Genomic DNA, 12993 nt, shown 5'->3' with positions numbered 1-12993 from the left:
GGCCGCATTGCAAAAGCTGAGTCTGTGAGACTTACTCGGCCCCAGACGAGGAGACTGCGCGGGCGACCTCCACAGCGAAGACGTAGACGGGTCCGAGCATGTTCGAGCGGAAGATCAGATACTTGCCGTCGGGGGTGAAGCGCACGTTCGGTTCCAGCCGGTAGTTATGCCTGGACATGTTGAGCAGCCGCTCAGCTCTCAGACGTCCCGGCTGGATCAGGTTTTCCCCGAGGCTGTGGTCGTCCTTGATCAGTTCCGGGCGGAACAGATAAATCCATTGTGCGCCCGGCGCCGTGCTGCCGTCACCCGCAAACAGTGCGCCGTCGGCAGACCGGGTGAAATGGATCGACGACTGCTGCTGGTCGTAGTGATACCAGATCCGCTTGCCGTTCCCGACGTTGTAGCTGGCCACGAAGGCATCCACGTTCTCGGGAAAGTGCAGGTCGTACCAGATGTTCCCGTTGTTGTCCCACCACTGGTGGCCGCTGCCCTCCATCTGCATGATGCGTGGATCGATGTGCCGGTTGCCGGACCCATCGGTGCGAATCGTCCACAGCTTTTCGACCTGTTGCCATGCACCCTGATGGGCATACATCAGCAGCGTTGGATCGGTCGGCGAGAACTGCAGATGATCGATCCAGTCCGTGCTCGCGAAGATGGGCTTGATGCGGCCGGTTTTCAGATCAACGGTGAACACGATCATCGGCAGCCGTGCGGCCAGACGCCGGGCCATTTTCTGCTCCTTGTTCAATGGCTCGGCGATCCAGTTCGCAGGCGTGGCCTGGCCGGCCTGACGGCCATTGAAATCTTCGCCATCTCCGACGATGTAACTGCCCACACCCAGGCTTTCGTCGGCATTGATCGAGAAGATGCCGGCGCGGGATGGCAACTCAGCGATCTTGCGCTGCTTGCCGGTGTCGATATCAGCCGCCCAGAGCGACGCATATCGGGGGTCGTCGGACGAGCCCTTGAAGTAATAGACCGTAGGTGTCTTGCGTCCAACGACCACCGCGCCGGGGCCGCCGCCCACCGGCCCCTTGACGAGGGGCCGGGACGCGAAGGTCGCGAGGTCGATTACGCCGATACCGTGATCGGCAGTGGTATAGACCATCTGCTTGCCATCCGGCGTAAAAGCGTTGATGTTGAAGTAGAGGCTGGCCGATCCGGGCTCGTCGGTCAGTCGAATGACGCGGTGGCCGGTATCGGGATCAATCCAGCTACGCGGCACTGGTTGTTCGCCTGCCGCGGCGATCGTAGAGAAAGTGAGCAGGGCGAGGCCTGGAATGAATCGGCGTAGGCGCGACGAGATGGTCATGATGGGTTACCGGAGGGTCGAATAAACCTCGCGGCTGGCGCGAGGCAGACGACCTTGATGTGCAATGGCAAGCCCAAAGCGTCAGTAACACGATCCGGTGGCCATCGCGAAGGTATTGCGGGTCGCCCGTTAGACGTTACAGCGGATCTCCCGCGCATCGTGTACGGTCGTTGTGCAGGGGGACGGTGCACGCTCAGGGCGATTTGCTCATCCCGCATCCACTCGACGCGCGGCACCACGTTACCGCCTCACGCTCGAACTCTCCCAACGCGTCGCGCATCGGCGTGCGGCTCACATTCGACCGCCTGGCGACCTGATCGTCCGAAGGCACGAGTTCGCTGCTGGGCGGCCCACGCTAGCAAAATGCATGAGATCGATAGCGCATTTTGTTCGTTAGCGATTCGGCAAAGACCGCCTACGATACCCGCTTGAGTGTTTCAAGCAACTGTCGTGAGCAGCTCACCAATGCCGTCGTCGATAATCCACGAAGACCCACAAGCAGATCCCACCGAAGCCGACAGCCGTGCGGCAGTCTCGCGCGGCGACGATGCTTACGCGCGAATCCGCCGCGATATCCTGTCGTGCCGCTTCATGCCGGGCTCGACCGTCAGCGAGAGCCAGTTGATGGAAACCTATGCGATCGGCAAGAACAGTTGCCGCATTGCGCTGGTGCGTCTGGTGCAGGAGGGGTTCGTCCGCTCGATTCCGCGTCAGGGCTATCGGCTCGCGCCGGTCACGCTGCGCGACGTCGAAGAGGTGTTCGCGCTGCGGGTGCAACTTGAACCGCTGGCGGCGCGGCTCGCATGCGGGCATGTCGACATCGCGCTGCTGCGCCGTCTTGAAGCCGCCTGCCGGGTGCCGTACCCGGAGCGCGCGCTCTCCGACCAGATCGATGTATTCCTCGACGCCAATCGCGACTTCCACCTCGCCATCGCGGCCGCGAGCGGCAACGAGCGGCTGCACCGCGCGCTAGCGGGTCTGATGGACGAAATGTCCCGGCTCGTCGCGCTCGGCTTCGGCGTGCAGGGCACCAAGCCCGAGATCAAGCACGACCATAACGCGATGATCGACGCGTTCGAGGCCGGCGACGGCCGTCGCGCCGAAACGATTGCGCGCCGGCATATCGAGACCTTCCAGGCGATGACGATGGAGAAAGTCTACGCGAGCCTCTCGAGCGCGGGCGCCTCCCTGCCGGTCTTAAGCGTGGCGGAGTTGCGCCGATGAGTTCGCAGGCCATTTCGTTGCGCGGCGTGAGCAAGCATTACGGCGCGCTGCCGGTGTTGCAGCAGATCGCGTTCGACGTCGCGCAAGGCGAGACCGTTGCCTTGCTCGGCACCTCCGGTTGCGGCAAGAGCACGCTGCTGAACATCGTCGCCGGTCTCGTCGAGCCGGACGCGGGTGAACTGTGGATTGAAGGCCGGCTAGCGGAAGGTACGCGGGAGCGCCACGCGCTCGCTTACATGTTTCAGGAGGACCGGCTGCTGCCGTGGCGCACGGCGCATGCGAACGCGGCGTTCGGTCTCGAGGCGCAACAGCCGCCGGTGCCGACGCGCGAACGCCACGCGCGCGCCGCTGCCGCACTCGAACTGGTGGGCCTCGGCGCGTTCGGCGACGCGCATCCGCATCAACTGTCCGGCGGCATGCGCAGCCGCGTCGCGCTGGCCCGCAGTCTGGTCACCGAGCCGCGCATCCTGCTGATGGACGAACCCTTTTCGAAACTCGATCCGCAGACGCGCGAGCAGATGCACCACGAATTGCTGCGTATCCGCGAACTGCACCGGATGACCGTGCTGTTCGTCACGCATGACGTGGAAGAGGCGGTCGTGCTGGCGGACCGCGTGGTCGTACTCGCGCCGCGGCCGGGCCGTGTGCGCGACATCGTCGGCGTGGATCTGCCGCGGCCGCGCGTCGTCACCGATCCCGCCGTCGCCGAGGCGATCCGCCAACTCCGTCTGCTGATCTGAGCCATGTCCACTGCGCCGTCTGGTTTGTCGTCCCGTTCATTTGCCGGACTCGTTGCCCAGCGCGCCGTGCTGGTTGCGCTGCTCGTCGCCGCCTGGTGGCTGGCATCGGTGCGTATGCCGCAATTCGTGCTGCCTGGCCCCGCGAAAGTCGGGGCCGCGTTCATCGCGCTGGTACATAGCGAGACCTTCTTCGACGATCTCGGCATCACGCTGTACCGGGTGCTCGCGGGGTTTGTGCTGGCCGCGATCGTCGGTGCGCCGCTTGGCATCGTGCTGGGTTCGAGTCCGCGCGCGGCGCGTTTTTTCGAGCCGTTGCTGTCGATCGTGAATACGGTTTCGTCGGCGATCTGGGCGGTGTTTGCGATTATCTGGTTCGGCATCTCCAACGCGACGACGATCTTCGTCGTGTTCATGACCGCGATGCCGCTGATCCTGACCAACGTCTGGCAAGGCGCGCTGACGGTGGATCGTCAGCATGTCGAACTGGCGCGCAGTTTCCGGATGACCTCCTCGCAGATCATGCGCAAGATTTTTCTGCCGACGATCCTGCCGCATTTCTTCGCCGGCGCGCGGCTCGCGTTCGGCTTCGGCTGGCGCGTGTCGCTGGTCGCGGAGACGATCGGCTCGTCGAACGGCATCGGCTACCGCTTGCGTCAGGCGGCGGACCTCGTGCAGACCGACCAGGTGTTCGCGTGGACCGTGACGCTCGTCGCGCTGATGCTCGCACTCGAATCCGGGGTGCTCAAACCGCTCGAACGGCGGCTCTTCCGCTGGAAAAAAACAGCTTAACCATAACGGGGCATAGACCATGAAGCGTATTCCTTTGCTGAAACACGCGGTATTGTCCGCGGCGCTCGCAGTGGGCGCCGTACTCGGGCTCGCGCAGACTGCACAGACCGCGCAGGCGGAGCCAATCCGCGTCGGCTACTGGACGAGCGGCGTGAGCCTCGGCTTCGGCGCGGTGCTCGAAGCGCAGAAATTCCTCCAGCAACGCGGCCTCGACGTCCAGTTCGTGCGCTTTGCCGACGTGAACGCGCCGAACCGCGCGCTCGCCGCGAATGCGATCGACTTCGCGTTCGCCGCGCCGGCCGCGGCGGTCTTCAGCACGGCGGCCGAAGGCGTGCCGCTGAAGATCGTGCTGGCCACGCAACCCGCCGACGTCGATTTCGTCGTGCCGGACGATTCGCCGATCAGGACGCTCGCGGAGCTACGCGGCAAGAAGGTCGGGATGTCGCCAGCGGGCAGTTCGGTCGCGGCCATCGCGACCGCGGTGCTGCAAGGCAACGACGGCATCAGAAGCGGCGACTTCTCGCTCGTGCCGGGCAACGAAAGCCGCCTCGCGCAATTCCTCGTGCAGAAGCAGGTGGACGCGGCCGCGCTGCGCTCGGTAACGATCGCGCAACTGCAGGAGCTGAAAGTGCGCCGGCTCGGCAGCTTCGGCGATCAGTGGAAGAAGCTGACGAAGTCCGACGCGACGCCGTATATCGGCGTGAGCGCGATCCGCGCCGACTATCTGGACAAGCATCCGCAAGACGTTGCGAAACTGATCGCGGGCTTGCGCAGCGCCTTGCAGTGGGGCGCTACGCACAAGAGCGAAGTGGCGGCGATCCTGCAAAAGAGCGCCAATCTGCCGGCCAACGACGCGCAAGCCTACGCCGCGCGCTGGTCGGACATCAATCGCGTGACCTTCGAGCCGATCGATCTCGACACGCTGAAACGCGAGCATCGGATTTTCGTCGACGGCGGTGTGATCAAGGGCGAGTTGCCCGACGATCTGTTCGTCACCGGCCCGTACATCGCATCGAAATCGATTCAATAACTATTCAGTAGAACCCATTGGAGCAGATCATGGCATCACCCATCCCTTCGACGATGAAAGCGCTCGTGCTGAACGAGCACGGCGATCTCGACCAACTGCGCGTCGTCACCGATAAGGCCGTGCCGGGCGCGGCGGCCGGCGGCGTCGTGATTCGCGTGCGGGCCTCCTCGTTCAACTATCACGACGTGTTCACCGTCAAGGGCATGCCGGGCATCAAGGTGCCGCTGCCGGTCGTGATCGGCCTCGATATGGCCGGCGAGATCGTCCAGGTGGGCGCGGGCGTGGACGGCTGGAAGGCCGGCGATCGCGTGCTCGTGAATCCGCTGAACCGCGAAAAAGGACTGATGGGCGAAATGCTCGACGGCGGGATGGCGCAGTACTGCGCGGTGTCGGCCGAACAACTGATCGCGTTGCCCGACGCAGTCAGCTTCGACGACGCATGCGCGTTGCCGGTCGCTTACGGCACCGCGCACCGGATGCTGATCACGCACAACACGGTCAAGGCCGGCGACCGTGTGCTGATTCTCGGCGCGAGCGGCGGCGTGGGCACGGCATCGCTGCTGCTCGCGAAGCAACTCGGCGCGGAAGTGATCGCGTGCGCCGGCAGCGACGAGAAAACCGCGCAACTCAAGGCGCTGGGTGCGGACCATGTCGTCAACTACAAGACTACCGATTTCTCGAAGTGGGCGATCGGCCAGTACGGCAAGCCGCAGCGCCGCAGCAATGAAGGCGGTGTCGACGTGGTGGTGAATTTCACCGGCGGCGACACGTGGGTGCCGTCGCTGAAATGCCTGAAACGCGGCGGCACGCTGCTGGTGTGCGGAGCAACCGCGGGCCACGCGCCCGCCGAGGATTTGCGCTACATCTGGAGCTTCGAGCTGAAGGTGCTCGGCTCGAACAGCTTCTACGACGACAACCTGCGCGCGTTGCTCGGCCAGATCGCCAGGGGCGAACTCAAGCCGCGGATCGATCGCGTGCTGCCGCTCGAAGAAGCCGCCGAAGGCCTGCGCCTGATTCGCGACCGCGAAGTGCTGGGCAAGGTCGTAGTCAATCCCTGAACACTGTCCGAATCAGAAGGAAGCAACATGAACGAAACGACATTGCCGGCGCCGCACGAGATCGAGGCGCGACTGCGTCGCGCGCCTTTTCATGAATGGCTGGGCCTGAAGGTGATCGCGGTAGCCGATGGCGAGATTGAACTGAGCGCGACCTGGCGCGAAGAGTGGGTCGTGAATCCGGACAAGCGCTACACGCACGGCGGTATTCTTGCTGCGCTCGTCGACCTCGCGGCGGACTGGGCGCTGGTGTCGACGACCGGCCGCGGCGTGCCGACGATCGATCTGCGCGTCGACTATCACCGCGCGGCGCTGCCAGGCGACTTGCGCGTGAAGGGCAAGGTCATCAAATTCGGCTCGCAGGTGTCGACGGCCGAGGCCCATGTGTACGACCTCGACGGCAAGCTCGTCGCGAGCGGCCGCGGCGTGTATTCAACCGCGGCAACCGCGGCAACCGCGGCAAGCACGGCGAGCGCGACGCCGCAGTCCGCGAAAAGCTGATGCTGAAGCTCGATCATCTCGTCATCAACACGCGCTTCGATACCGACGCGGCTCAGGGTTTGTTCGAGCAGCTCGGTTTCACGCTGGCGCCGCGCGGCTATCACACGCTCGGCTCGCTGAATCACGCGATCGTGTTCGGCGACCCCGACGACCACTACCTGGAACTGATCGGCCTGCCGGCGGACGGCAAGACGATTCGCGAGGAAATCGCGTCGAGCGCACTGGGCGCGGACGGTCTGGTGTTTCGTATCGACGACCCCGACGCGACCTTCGCCGCGTTGCGCGATGCCGGTCTCGAAGCCACGCCGCCGCAGACTTTCTCGCGCCCGGTGCCGCCGCTCGGCGACGCGCGCTTCACGACGGTTCGGCTCGCGCCGGATCAGTTGCCCGGCGGCCGCGTGTACTTCTGCCAGCATCTGACACCCGAGCTGGTGTTTCGCGACGAATGGCGCGCGCATCCGAACGGCGCGTATGCGCTCGAGCGCCTGCATCTGATCGGTGCGCCGGCGGACGCGTATGCGCGGTTGGGCGCGCTCGCACCGGGCTTCGAATTGGCGTTCCACACCCGTGGCGAATTCGACGCGCACTTCGCTCCGCTCGCGGAGCATGTGGTCGAGCGCACGCCGCGCTATGCGGCGATCACGGTTCGCACGCCGCAATGGCGCGAGATCGGCGAGCGGGCAACCGCGGCCGGCTTGCCGACGGTGACGCAACCAGACCGCACGCTGGTGGCGCTGCCGCGCTTCGATACGCTGCTGGAATTCGTTCGATGACTTTTCCGCTCAATCTCGGCGCGTTGATCGATCGCGATCAGGACCCGCACGCGCTCGCGCTGATCGACCTGGAGGAAGGGCAGCCGGCGCTTCGCTACAGCTTCGGCGAACTCGATGCGATGGCCGACGCCGTCGCGCGCGGTCTCAGTGCGACGGTTTCGCGCGGCGAGCGCATTGCGGTGCTGGCCGCGAATTCCGCGCAATACATCGCGACCGTGCTCGGCGTCATGCGGGCGGGGCTGGTCGCCGTACCGGTGAATTTCAAGTTTCCCCGCGCCCTGATCGCGGACGTGATCGCCGATAGCGGCGCGCGCGTCGTGTTCTGCGATCCGCCGCGCGCGGCGGACGTGCCGCCCGGACTGCCACGCGTGGTATTCGACTACCCGCAGCAGACACCGTTGCCCGACGACGCCGTCACGTTCTCCGCATTCACCGGCTACCGCAACACAGAGCCACATACGCCGTTCGACGCCCACGTCCCAGCAACGGACGAAGCCGCACTGATTCTGTATACGTCGGGTTCGACCGGTCGTCCGAAGGGCGTGGTGTTGTCGCATCGAAGCCAGCTGTGGGTCGTGCAGACGCGGCTCGCCGCGCAATCGCTGCACGACGAGCGCCTGCTGATCGCCGCGCCGCTGTTCCACATGAATGCGCTGGCGCTCGCGTTTCTGGCGCTGGCCGCGCGCGCGAGCACCGTGTTGTTGCCGCAGTTCAACGCGCGTCGATACATCCAGGCGATCGATGCGTGGCGCTGCACGTGGCTCACGTCCGTACCGCCGATGATCGCGATGATGCTGCAGGAGCGCGGGTTGCTCGCGCAGACCGATCTGTCGTCGGTGCGCTATGTGCGGATGGGCTCGGCGCCGGTCAGCGACGCGTTGCTGGAACAGATCCATGCGTTGCTGCCCAACGCGAGCGTCATCAATGCCTATGGGACGACCGAAGGCGGTCCGGTGGTGTTCGGCCCGCATCCGGGCGGTTTGCCGACGCCGCCGCGCGCGGTGGGCTTTGCGCATCCGCTGGTCGATCTGCGGCTCGCCGACGAACAGGGTGTGCCGGTCGGCGAGGAGGGCGAGTTGCAGATCCGCAGCCCCGGCCTGATGAACGGCTATCACAACCGCCCGGAACTCGCGCGGCCGTTCACGCCGGACGGCTTCTACCGAACCGGTGACGTGTTTCAACGCGACGCCGACGGCTTCTACACTTTCGTCGGCCGGCGCGACGATATGTTCGTGTCGGGCGGCGAGAACATTTTTCCCGGCGAAGTCGAGGCCGTGCTCGAACGTCATCCGTCGATCCAGCAAGCTTGCGTCGTGCCTGTCGCCGACGACATCAAAGGGACCAAACCCGTCGCGTTCGTCGTGCTGAAACCGGGTGCGTCGCTTGCCGCTGAAGACGTCAAGCGCTTTGCGCTCGAGCACGCGCCTGCGTATCAACATCCGCGTCACGTGTGGCTGGTCGACACGATTCCGCTCGCGTCGACCAACAAGGTCGATCGGACCACGCTCAAACGCGTCGCGGCGCAACGTGTTGCCGCCGATCCATCCGTCAGCAGGAGTCCATAAAAAAATGAAACCACGCATGAGAACACTTCACGCTACGCTGCTTAAGCTCGTTTGCAGTTCGTTCCTTCTTCTCGACGCCGTCAGCGCGCACGCGCTCGACGAGGTCACGGTCGGTCTCGCGATTCCGCCGGCCGTGCACGACGGCGCGCCGTACGCTGCCGCCGGCAAACTCGGGCTCTTTAGGGAAGAAGGGCTCGACGTGAAGCTGATCGTGTTCCAGGGCGCGGGCGCGCTGATTCCGCAAGTGGCGAGCAAGCGCATCACATTCGGCTATCCGACCGCGGAGCCGGTGCTGTCGAGCTATCTGAACGGCGGCACGCCGCTACCCGTGCGCTATTTCTACAACGGCGTGCCGGCCAACACGATGGAGTTCGCGGTGCTCGCGTCGTCGCCGGTGAAAACGATCGGTGATCTGAAGGGTAAGAAGATCGGCGTGGGCGCGCTGAGCTGGGGCACGATTCCGGGTGGCCGCGCGGCGTTGCGCGAAGCCGGCCTCAAACCCGGCGACAACGTCGACTACGTAGCGGTCGGCGCGCTGGGCGCGGGTTTTCATGCGCTGAAAACCGGTGCTGTCGATGCGCTCAATTTCAACAGCAGTTGGGACGACATGCTCGAACTGTCGGGTACGCCGATCCGGCGCATCCGCTACCCGGCCGTGTTCGACGAAACCGCGGGCAACGGTTTTATCGCGCATCGCGATACCTTCACCGAGCATCCGGATCTGATCGCACGCTTCGGCCGCGCTTACACCAAGGCGCAGGTCGTCTGCCAGGCGAATCCGGCGTTCTGCGTGAAGGCGTTCTGGGCCGAACATCCGGAATCGAAACCACAAGGCGACGACGCAAAGAACCTGCAGCAAGCGGTCGAACTGCTCAAGCGCCGGCTCGACCGCGTGCTGCTGGGCGCCGACGGCAAACCGCGCCAGCCCGGCGCCTACAACCTGCCGGCCGTGCGGGCGAATCTGGCGGAAATGCAGAAGGTCGGCGAATTCCCGAAGGGCGACGTGCCCGTCGAGCAGATTTTCTCGAACCAGTTCGTCGCCGACTTCAGCCGCTTCGACGCGGCCGCGCTGCGCGAACGTGCGAGGCAGCAATGAGCGCGCGCATCGAGGTGACGCCGCGCGTCGCGCTGATCGATGTGGCGCGCGCGATCGTGCTGTCCGGTTTTGCGCCGCGCGCCGAAGTCGACGTGACCGCGCGGCAGCGGCAGCACGACGGCAGCGAATGGGAGAGCGTCAACCGTTTCGTCGCGGACGAGCGCGGCTCCGTCGATCTGCGGACCGCCGCGCCGGTGTCCGGCGACTACGCGGGAAGCGGCGCGCAAGCGCTGGGCATCGTCTGGTCGATGCGCTGCGTGAAGGAGGCGCCCGGCGTCGACGGCATCGCGCCGTTGCACGTCGATATCGAAGCACGCGGCGAAGCACGCGAGGTGCGCGACGGGCCCGATGCGATCGCGCGGGCGTCGTTCATGCAGCAGATCGTGGCAGAGGGCGTGACGCGTCGCGAGATCCGCGAACACGGCGTGGTGGGCACGCTGTTCGTGCCCGCGACGCCCGGTCCGCATCCGGCCGTCGTCGTGCTCAACGGGTCCGGTGGCGGGATCAACGAGCCGCGCGCCGCGTTGTATGCGGCGCACGGGATCACGGCGCTGGCGCTTGGCTATTTCAAGGCGCCGGGACTGCCGCCGGCCATTTCCCGCACGCCGCTCGAATACTTCGCGCAGGCGCTCGACTGGTTGCGGCAGACCGTTCGGCCGCGCAACGGCTTCGTGGCGGTCGCCGGCCAGTCGCGCGGCGGCGAACTCGCGCTGCTGCTCGGCGCGACGTATCCGGAGCGGGTATCGGCGGTGATCGGCTACGTACCGAGCGCGGTGCTGCACGGCACGCTGCGCGCGGGCGCCGTCGGCGAGGCGCCGGACGCGGTCGCCTGGACACTCGGCGGCAACGCGCTGCCGCACGTGTGGGACGACAACCGTCGTGCGGACTGGAGCGCGTTCCGGCATCCACCGGCGCCCGGCGAGCCGATCCGCCAGGCGCCGGCGTTCGTGTCCGCACTCGACGACGCCGACGCGGTGGCCCGCTCGCGGATCGCGGTCGAGCGCATTGCCGCGCCGATCCTGCTGATCTCGGGCACCGACGACGGCTTCTGGCCGTCGACCCGTTACGCCGACATGATCGTCGACGACCTGACACGGCGCGGCTTCGCGCATCCGGTCGAGCATTTGCGCTATGAGGGCGCCGGCCACTCGATCCTGTTCCCGCACGTGCCGACCACGTTGGTCGCGCGCCCGCATCCGGTGGCCGGCGTGCGGATCACAGCGGGCGGCATGGCGGCGGCCAATGCGCACGCAAACGAAGCGTCGTGGCCGCGCGTGCTCGAATTCGTCAAAGCGGCGAGCGGCGCGGCATGAGTTCGATCGCTGCGTTTGCCGCCGAACGGATCTCGGTGCGCTATCAAACCCGCAGCGGCGCGATCGACGCGCTGCGCGACATCGACCTGCGCATCGCGGACGGCGAGTTCGTGGCCGTGCTCGGACCGTCCGGCTGCGGAAAATCGACGCTGCTGAAAGTCGCGGCCGGCCTGATCGCGCCGACGGGCGGCAGCGCGACGATTGGCGGCAAGCGGCTCGACCGGCCTGGCCGCGACGTCGGTGTCGCGTTCCAGAAGCCGAACCTGCTGCCGTGGAAAACCGTGCTCGACAACGTGCTTTTGCCGGCGCGCACGCTACGGCTTGCCTTAGGCCCGGCGACGCAGCGCGCGCGGGACTTGCTGGAACTGGTCGGCCTTGCCGCATTCGCGAACAACTATCCGGCAGAACTTTCCGGCGGCATGCAGCAACGCGTCGGGCTCGCGCGGATGCTGCTGCACGATCCCGGGTTGCTGCTGATGGACGAACCGTTCGCCGCGCTCGATGCGATGACCCGCGAGGCGCTGACGCTCGAACTGCAACGCATCTGGATGGCTCAGCGCAAGTCGGTGCTGTTCATCACGCACAGCATTCCGGAAGCGGTGTTTCTGGCCGACCGCGTGGTGGTGATGTCGGCGCGGCCGGGTCGTATCGTCGACGATTTCGCGGTGCCGCTCGAGCGTCCGCGCACTGCCGACACGATGGCGAGCGCCGCGTTCGTCGATGCCTGCCGTTATCTGAGAGGACATTTCCAATGACCGCCCGACGCGTGTTACCCGCGGTGCCGGCCTTCGTTTATCCGCTCGTCAGTCTGCTCGTGGTGATTGCCGTCTGGCAGGCCGCGGTGCGGCTGTTCGCGATTCCCGATTACATCCTGCCGGCACCGCAGCAGGTATTCGACGCGCTGGCGAGCGGTTTCGCGGACGGCACACTGTGGCCGCACATCGGCGCGACCCTGGTCGAAACGCTGGCCGGCTATGCGATCGGCTCCGCGCTCGCGGTGCTGCTGGGCGCGTTGCTGGCCGAGTCGCGGATGTTCGAGCGCTTCGTGTTTCCGCTTCTCGCCGGCCTGCAGGCGATGCCGAAAGTCGCGCTCGGGCCGATCATCCTCGTGTGGTGCGGTTACGGCAGCGCGTCGAAAATCGTGCTCGTGGTGCTGGTATGTTTTTTCCCGCTGTTCATCAATACGGTCAACGGACTGCGGCGCGCCGACCCGGATCTGCTCGACGCGTGCCGCGCATTTTCCGCGTCGCGGGCGTTTCTGTTCCTGCATGTGAAGCTGCCCTCGGCCGCCTCCGAGATTTTCAGCGGCTTGCAGATCGGCATTTCGCTCGCGCTTATCGGTGCGGTGGTCGGCGAGTTTTTGTCGTCGCAGCGTGGGCTCGGTTATCTGATCAGTTCGTCGTCGGTGAACATGAGTGTCTCGACGATGTTCGCGGGCGTCGTGCTGCTTGCGGTGATCGGCGTGAGCGGCGCGCAGACCGTGCGCGTTGTGCAACGCCGCGTGGTGTTCTGGGAGCAACGAACCACGCGGACCGTCGCCGAGGCGGACGGCGGCTGAGACTCAGCAAAGCGGGTGCATGCGCAGCCACAGG

At 65.8% G+C, this 12993-nt stretch carries 13 protein-coding genes; 12 read left to right on the top strand and 1 reads right to left on the bottom strand.

Going from position 1 to position 12993, the window contains the following annotated elements:
- Positions 1–31 precede the first annotated feature (31 nt).
- A complete protein-coding gene (locus tag CUJ91_RS11090; RefSeq protein WP_107706603.1) occupies positions 32–1315 on the bottom strand; it encodes an oligogalacturonate lyase family protein in 1284 nt (427 codons plus the stop codon).
- 465 nt (positions 1316–1780) lie between these two features.
- On the opposite strand from CUJ91_RS11090, the gene CUJ91_RS11085 reads away from it, so the two are divergent.
- The 12 genes from CUJ91_RS11085 to CUJ91_RS11030 are packed head-to-tail and all read left to right on the top strand — an operon-like array spanning position 1781 to position 12959.
- Positions 1781–2539 carry a GntR family transcriptional regulator gene (locus CUJ91_RS11085; protein ID WP_107706604.1) on the top strand — a complete coding sequence of 253 codons (759 nt, stop codon included), beginning with the start codon at positions 1781–1783 and terminating at the stop codon, positions 2537–2539.
- Complete coding sequence (locus CUJ91_RS11080) at positions 2536–3279, top strand: ABC transporter ATP-binding protein (protein ID WP_107706605.1); 744 nt, start codon at positions 2536–2538, stop codon at positions 3277–3279. Before CUJ91_RS11085 ends, CUJ91_RS11080 begins: the two co-directional genes overlap by 4 nt.
- 3 nt (positions 3280–3282) lie before the next feature.
- A complete protein-coding gene (locus CUJ91_RS11075; RefSeq protein ID WP_107706606.1) occupies positions 3283–4068 on the top strand; it encodes an ABC transporter permease in 786 nt (261 codons plus the stop codon).
- 19 nt (positions 4069–4087) lie between these two features.
- On the top strand, positions 4088–5098 hold the full coding sequence (locus CUJ91_RS11070) for an ABC transporter substrate-binding protein (protein WP_107706607.1): 1011 nt from the start codon (positions 4088–4090) through the stop codon (positions 5096–5098).
- 53 nt (positions 5099–5151) lie between these two features.
- Positions 5152–6156, top strand: coding sequence for a zinc-binding dehydrogenase (locus CUJ91_RS11065; protein ID WP_181324813.1), 1005 nt, complete (start codon positions 5152–5154; stop codon positions 6154–6156).
- 27 nt (positions 6157–6183) lie between these two features.
- Positions 6184–6654: a PaaI family thioesterase gene (locus CUJ91_RS11060; RefSeq protein ID WP_107706608.1), complete on the top strand. Its 471-nt coding sequence runs from the start codon at positions 6184–6186 to the stop codon at positions 6652–6654.
- Positions 6654–7427, top strand: coding sequence for a VOC family protein (locus CUJ91_RS11055; protein WP_107706609.1), 774 nt, complete (start codon positions 6654–6656; stop codon positions 7425–7427). Before CUJ91_RS11060 ends, CUJ91_RS11055 begins: the two co-directional genes overlap by 1 nt.
- On the top strand, positions 7424–8992 hold the full coding sequence (locus CUJ91_RS11050; protein ID WP_107706610.1) for a class I adenylate-forming enzyme family protein: 1569 nt from the start codon (positions 7424–7426) through the stop codon (positions 8990–8992). The genes CUJ91_RS11055 and CUJ91_RS11050 overlap by 4 nt, the downstream gene beginning before the upstream one ends.
- A 16-nt stretch (positions 8993–9008) precedes the next feature.
- A complete protein-coding gene (locus CUJ91_RS11045) occupies positions 9009–10088 on the top strand; it encodes an ABC transporter substrate-binding protein (protein WP_107706611.1) in 1080 nt (359 codons plus the stop codon).
- Positions 10085–11401 (top strand): acyl-CoA thioester hydrolase/BAAT C-terminal domain-containing protein, encoded by a 1317-nt coding sequence (locus tag CUJ91_RS11040; protein WP_107706612.1) that lies wholly within the window; start codon positions 10085–10087, stop codon positions 11399–11401. The genes CUJ91_RS11045 and CUJ91_RS11040 overlap by 4 nt, the downstream gene beginning before the upstream one ends.
- A complete protein-coding gene (locus CUJ91_RS11035; RefSeq protein WP_107706808.1) occupies positions 11398–12156 on the top strand; it encodes an ABC transporter ATP-binding protein in 759 nt (252 codons plus the stop codon). The genes CUJ91_RS11040 and CUJ91_RS11035 overlap by 4 nt, the downstream gene beginning before the upstream one ends.
- Positions 12153–12959, top strand: coding sequence for an ABC transporter permease (locus tag CUJ91_RS11030; RefSeq protein WP_107706613.1), 807 nt, complete (start codon positions 12153–12155; stop codon positions 12957–12959). The genes CUJ91_RS11035 and CUJ91_RS11030 overlap by 4 nt, the downstream gene beginning before the upstream one ends.
- Positions 12960–12993: the final 34 nt, after the last annotated feature.

It is taken from the genome of Paraburkholderia graminis, from assembly GCF_003330785.1.
In the GTDB taxonomy this organism is placed as follows: domain Bacteria; phylum Pseudomonadota; class Gammaproteobacteria; order Burkholderiales; family Burkholderiaceae; genus Paraburkholderia; species Paraburkholderia graminis.
Note: the sequence above shows the minus strand (reverse complement) of the source record. Positions and strands in the feature narration are given on the sequence as shown.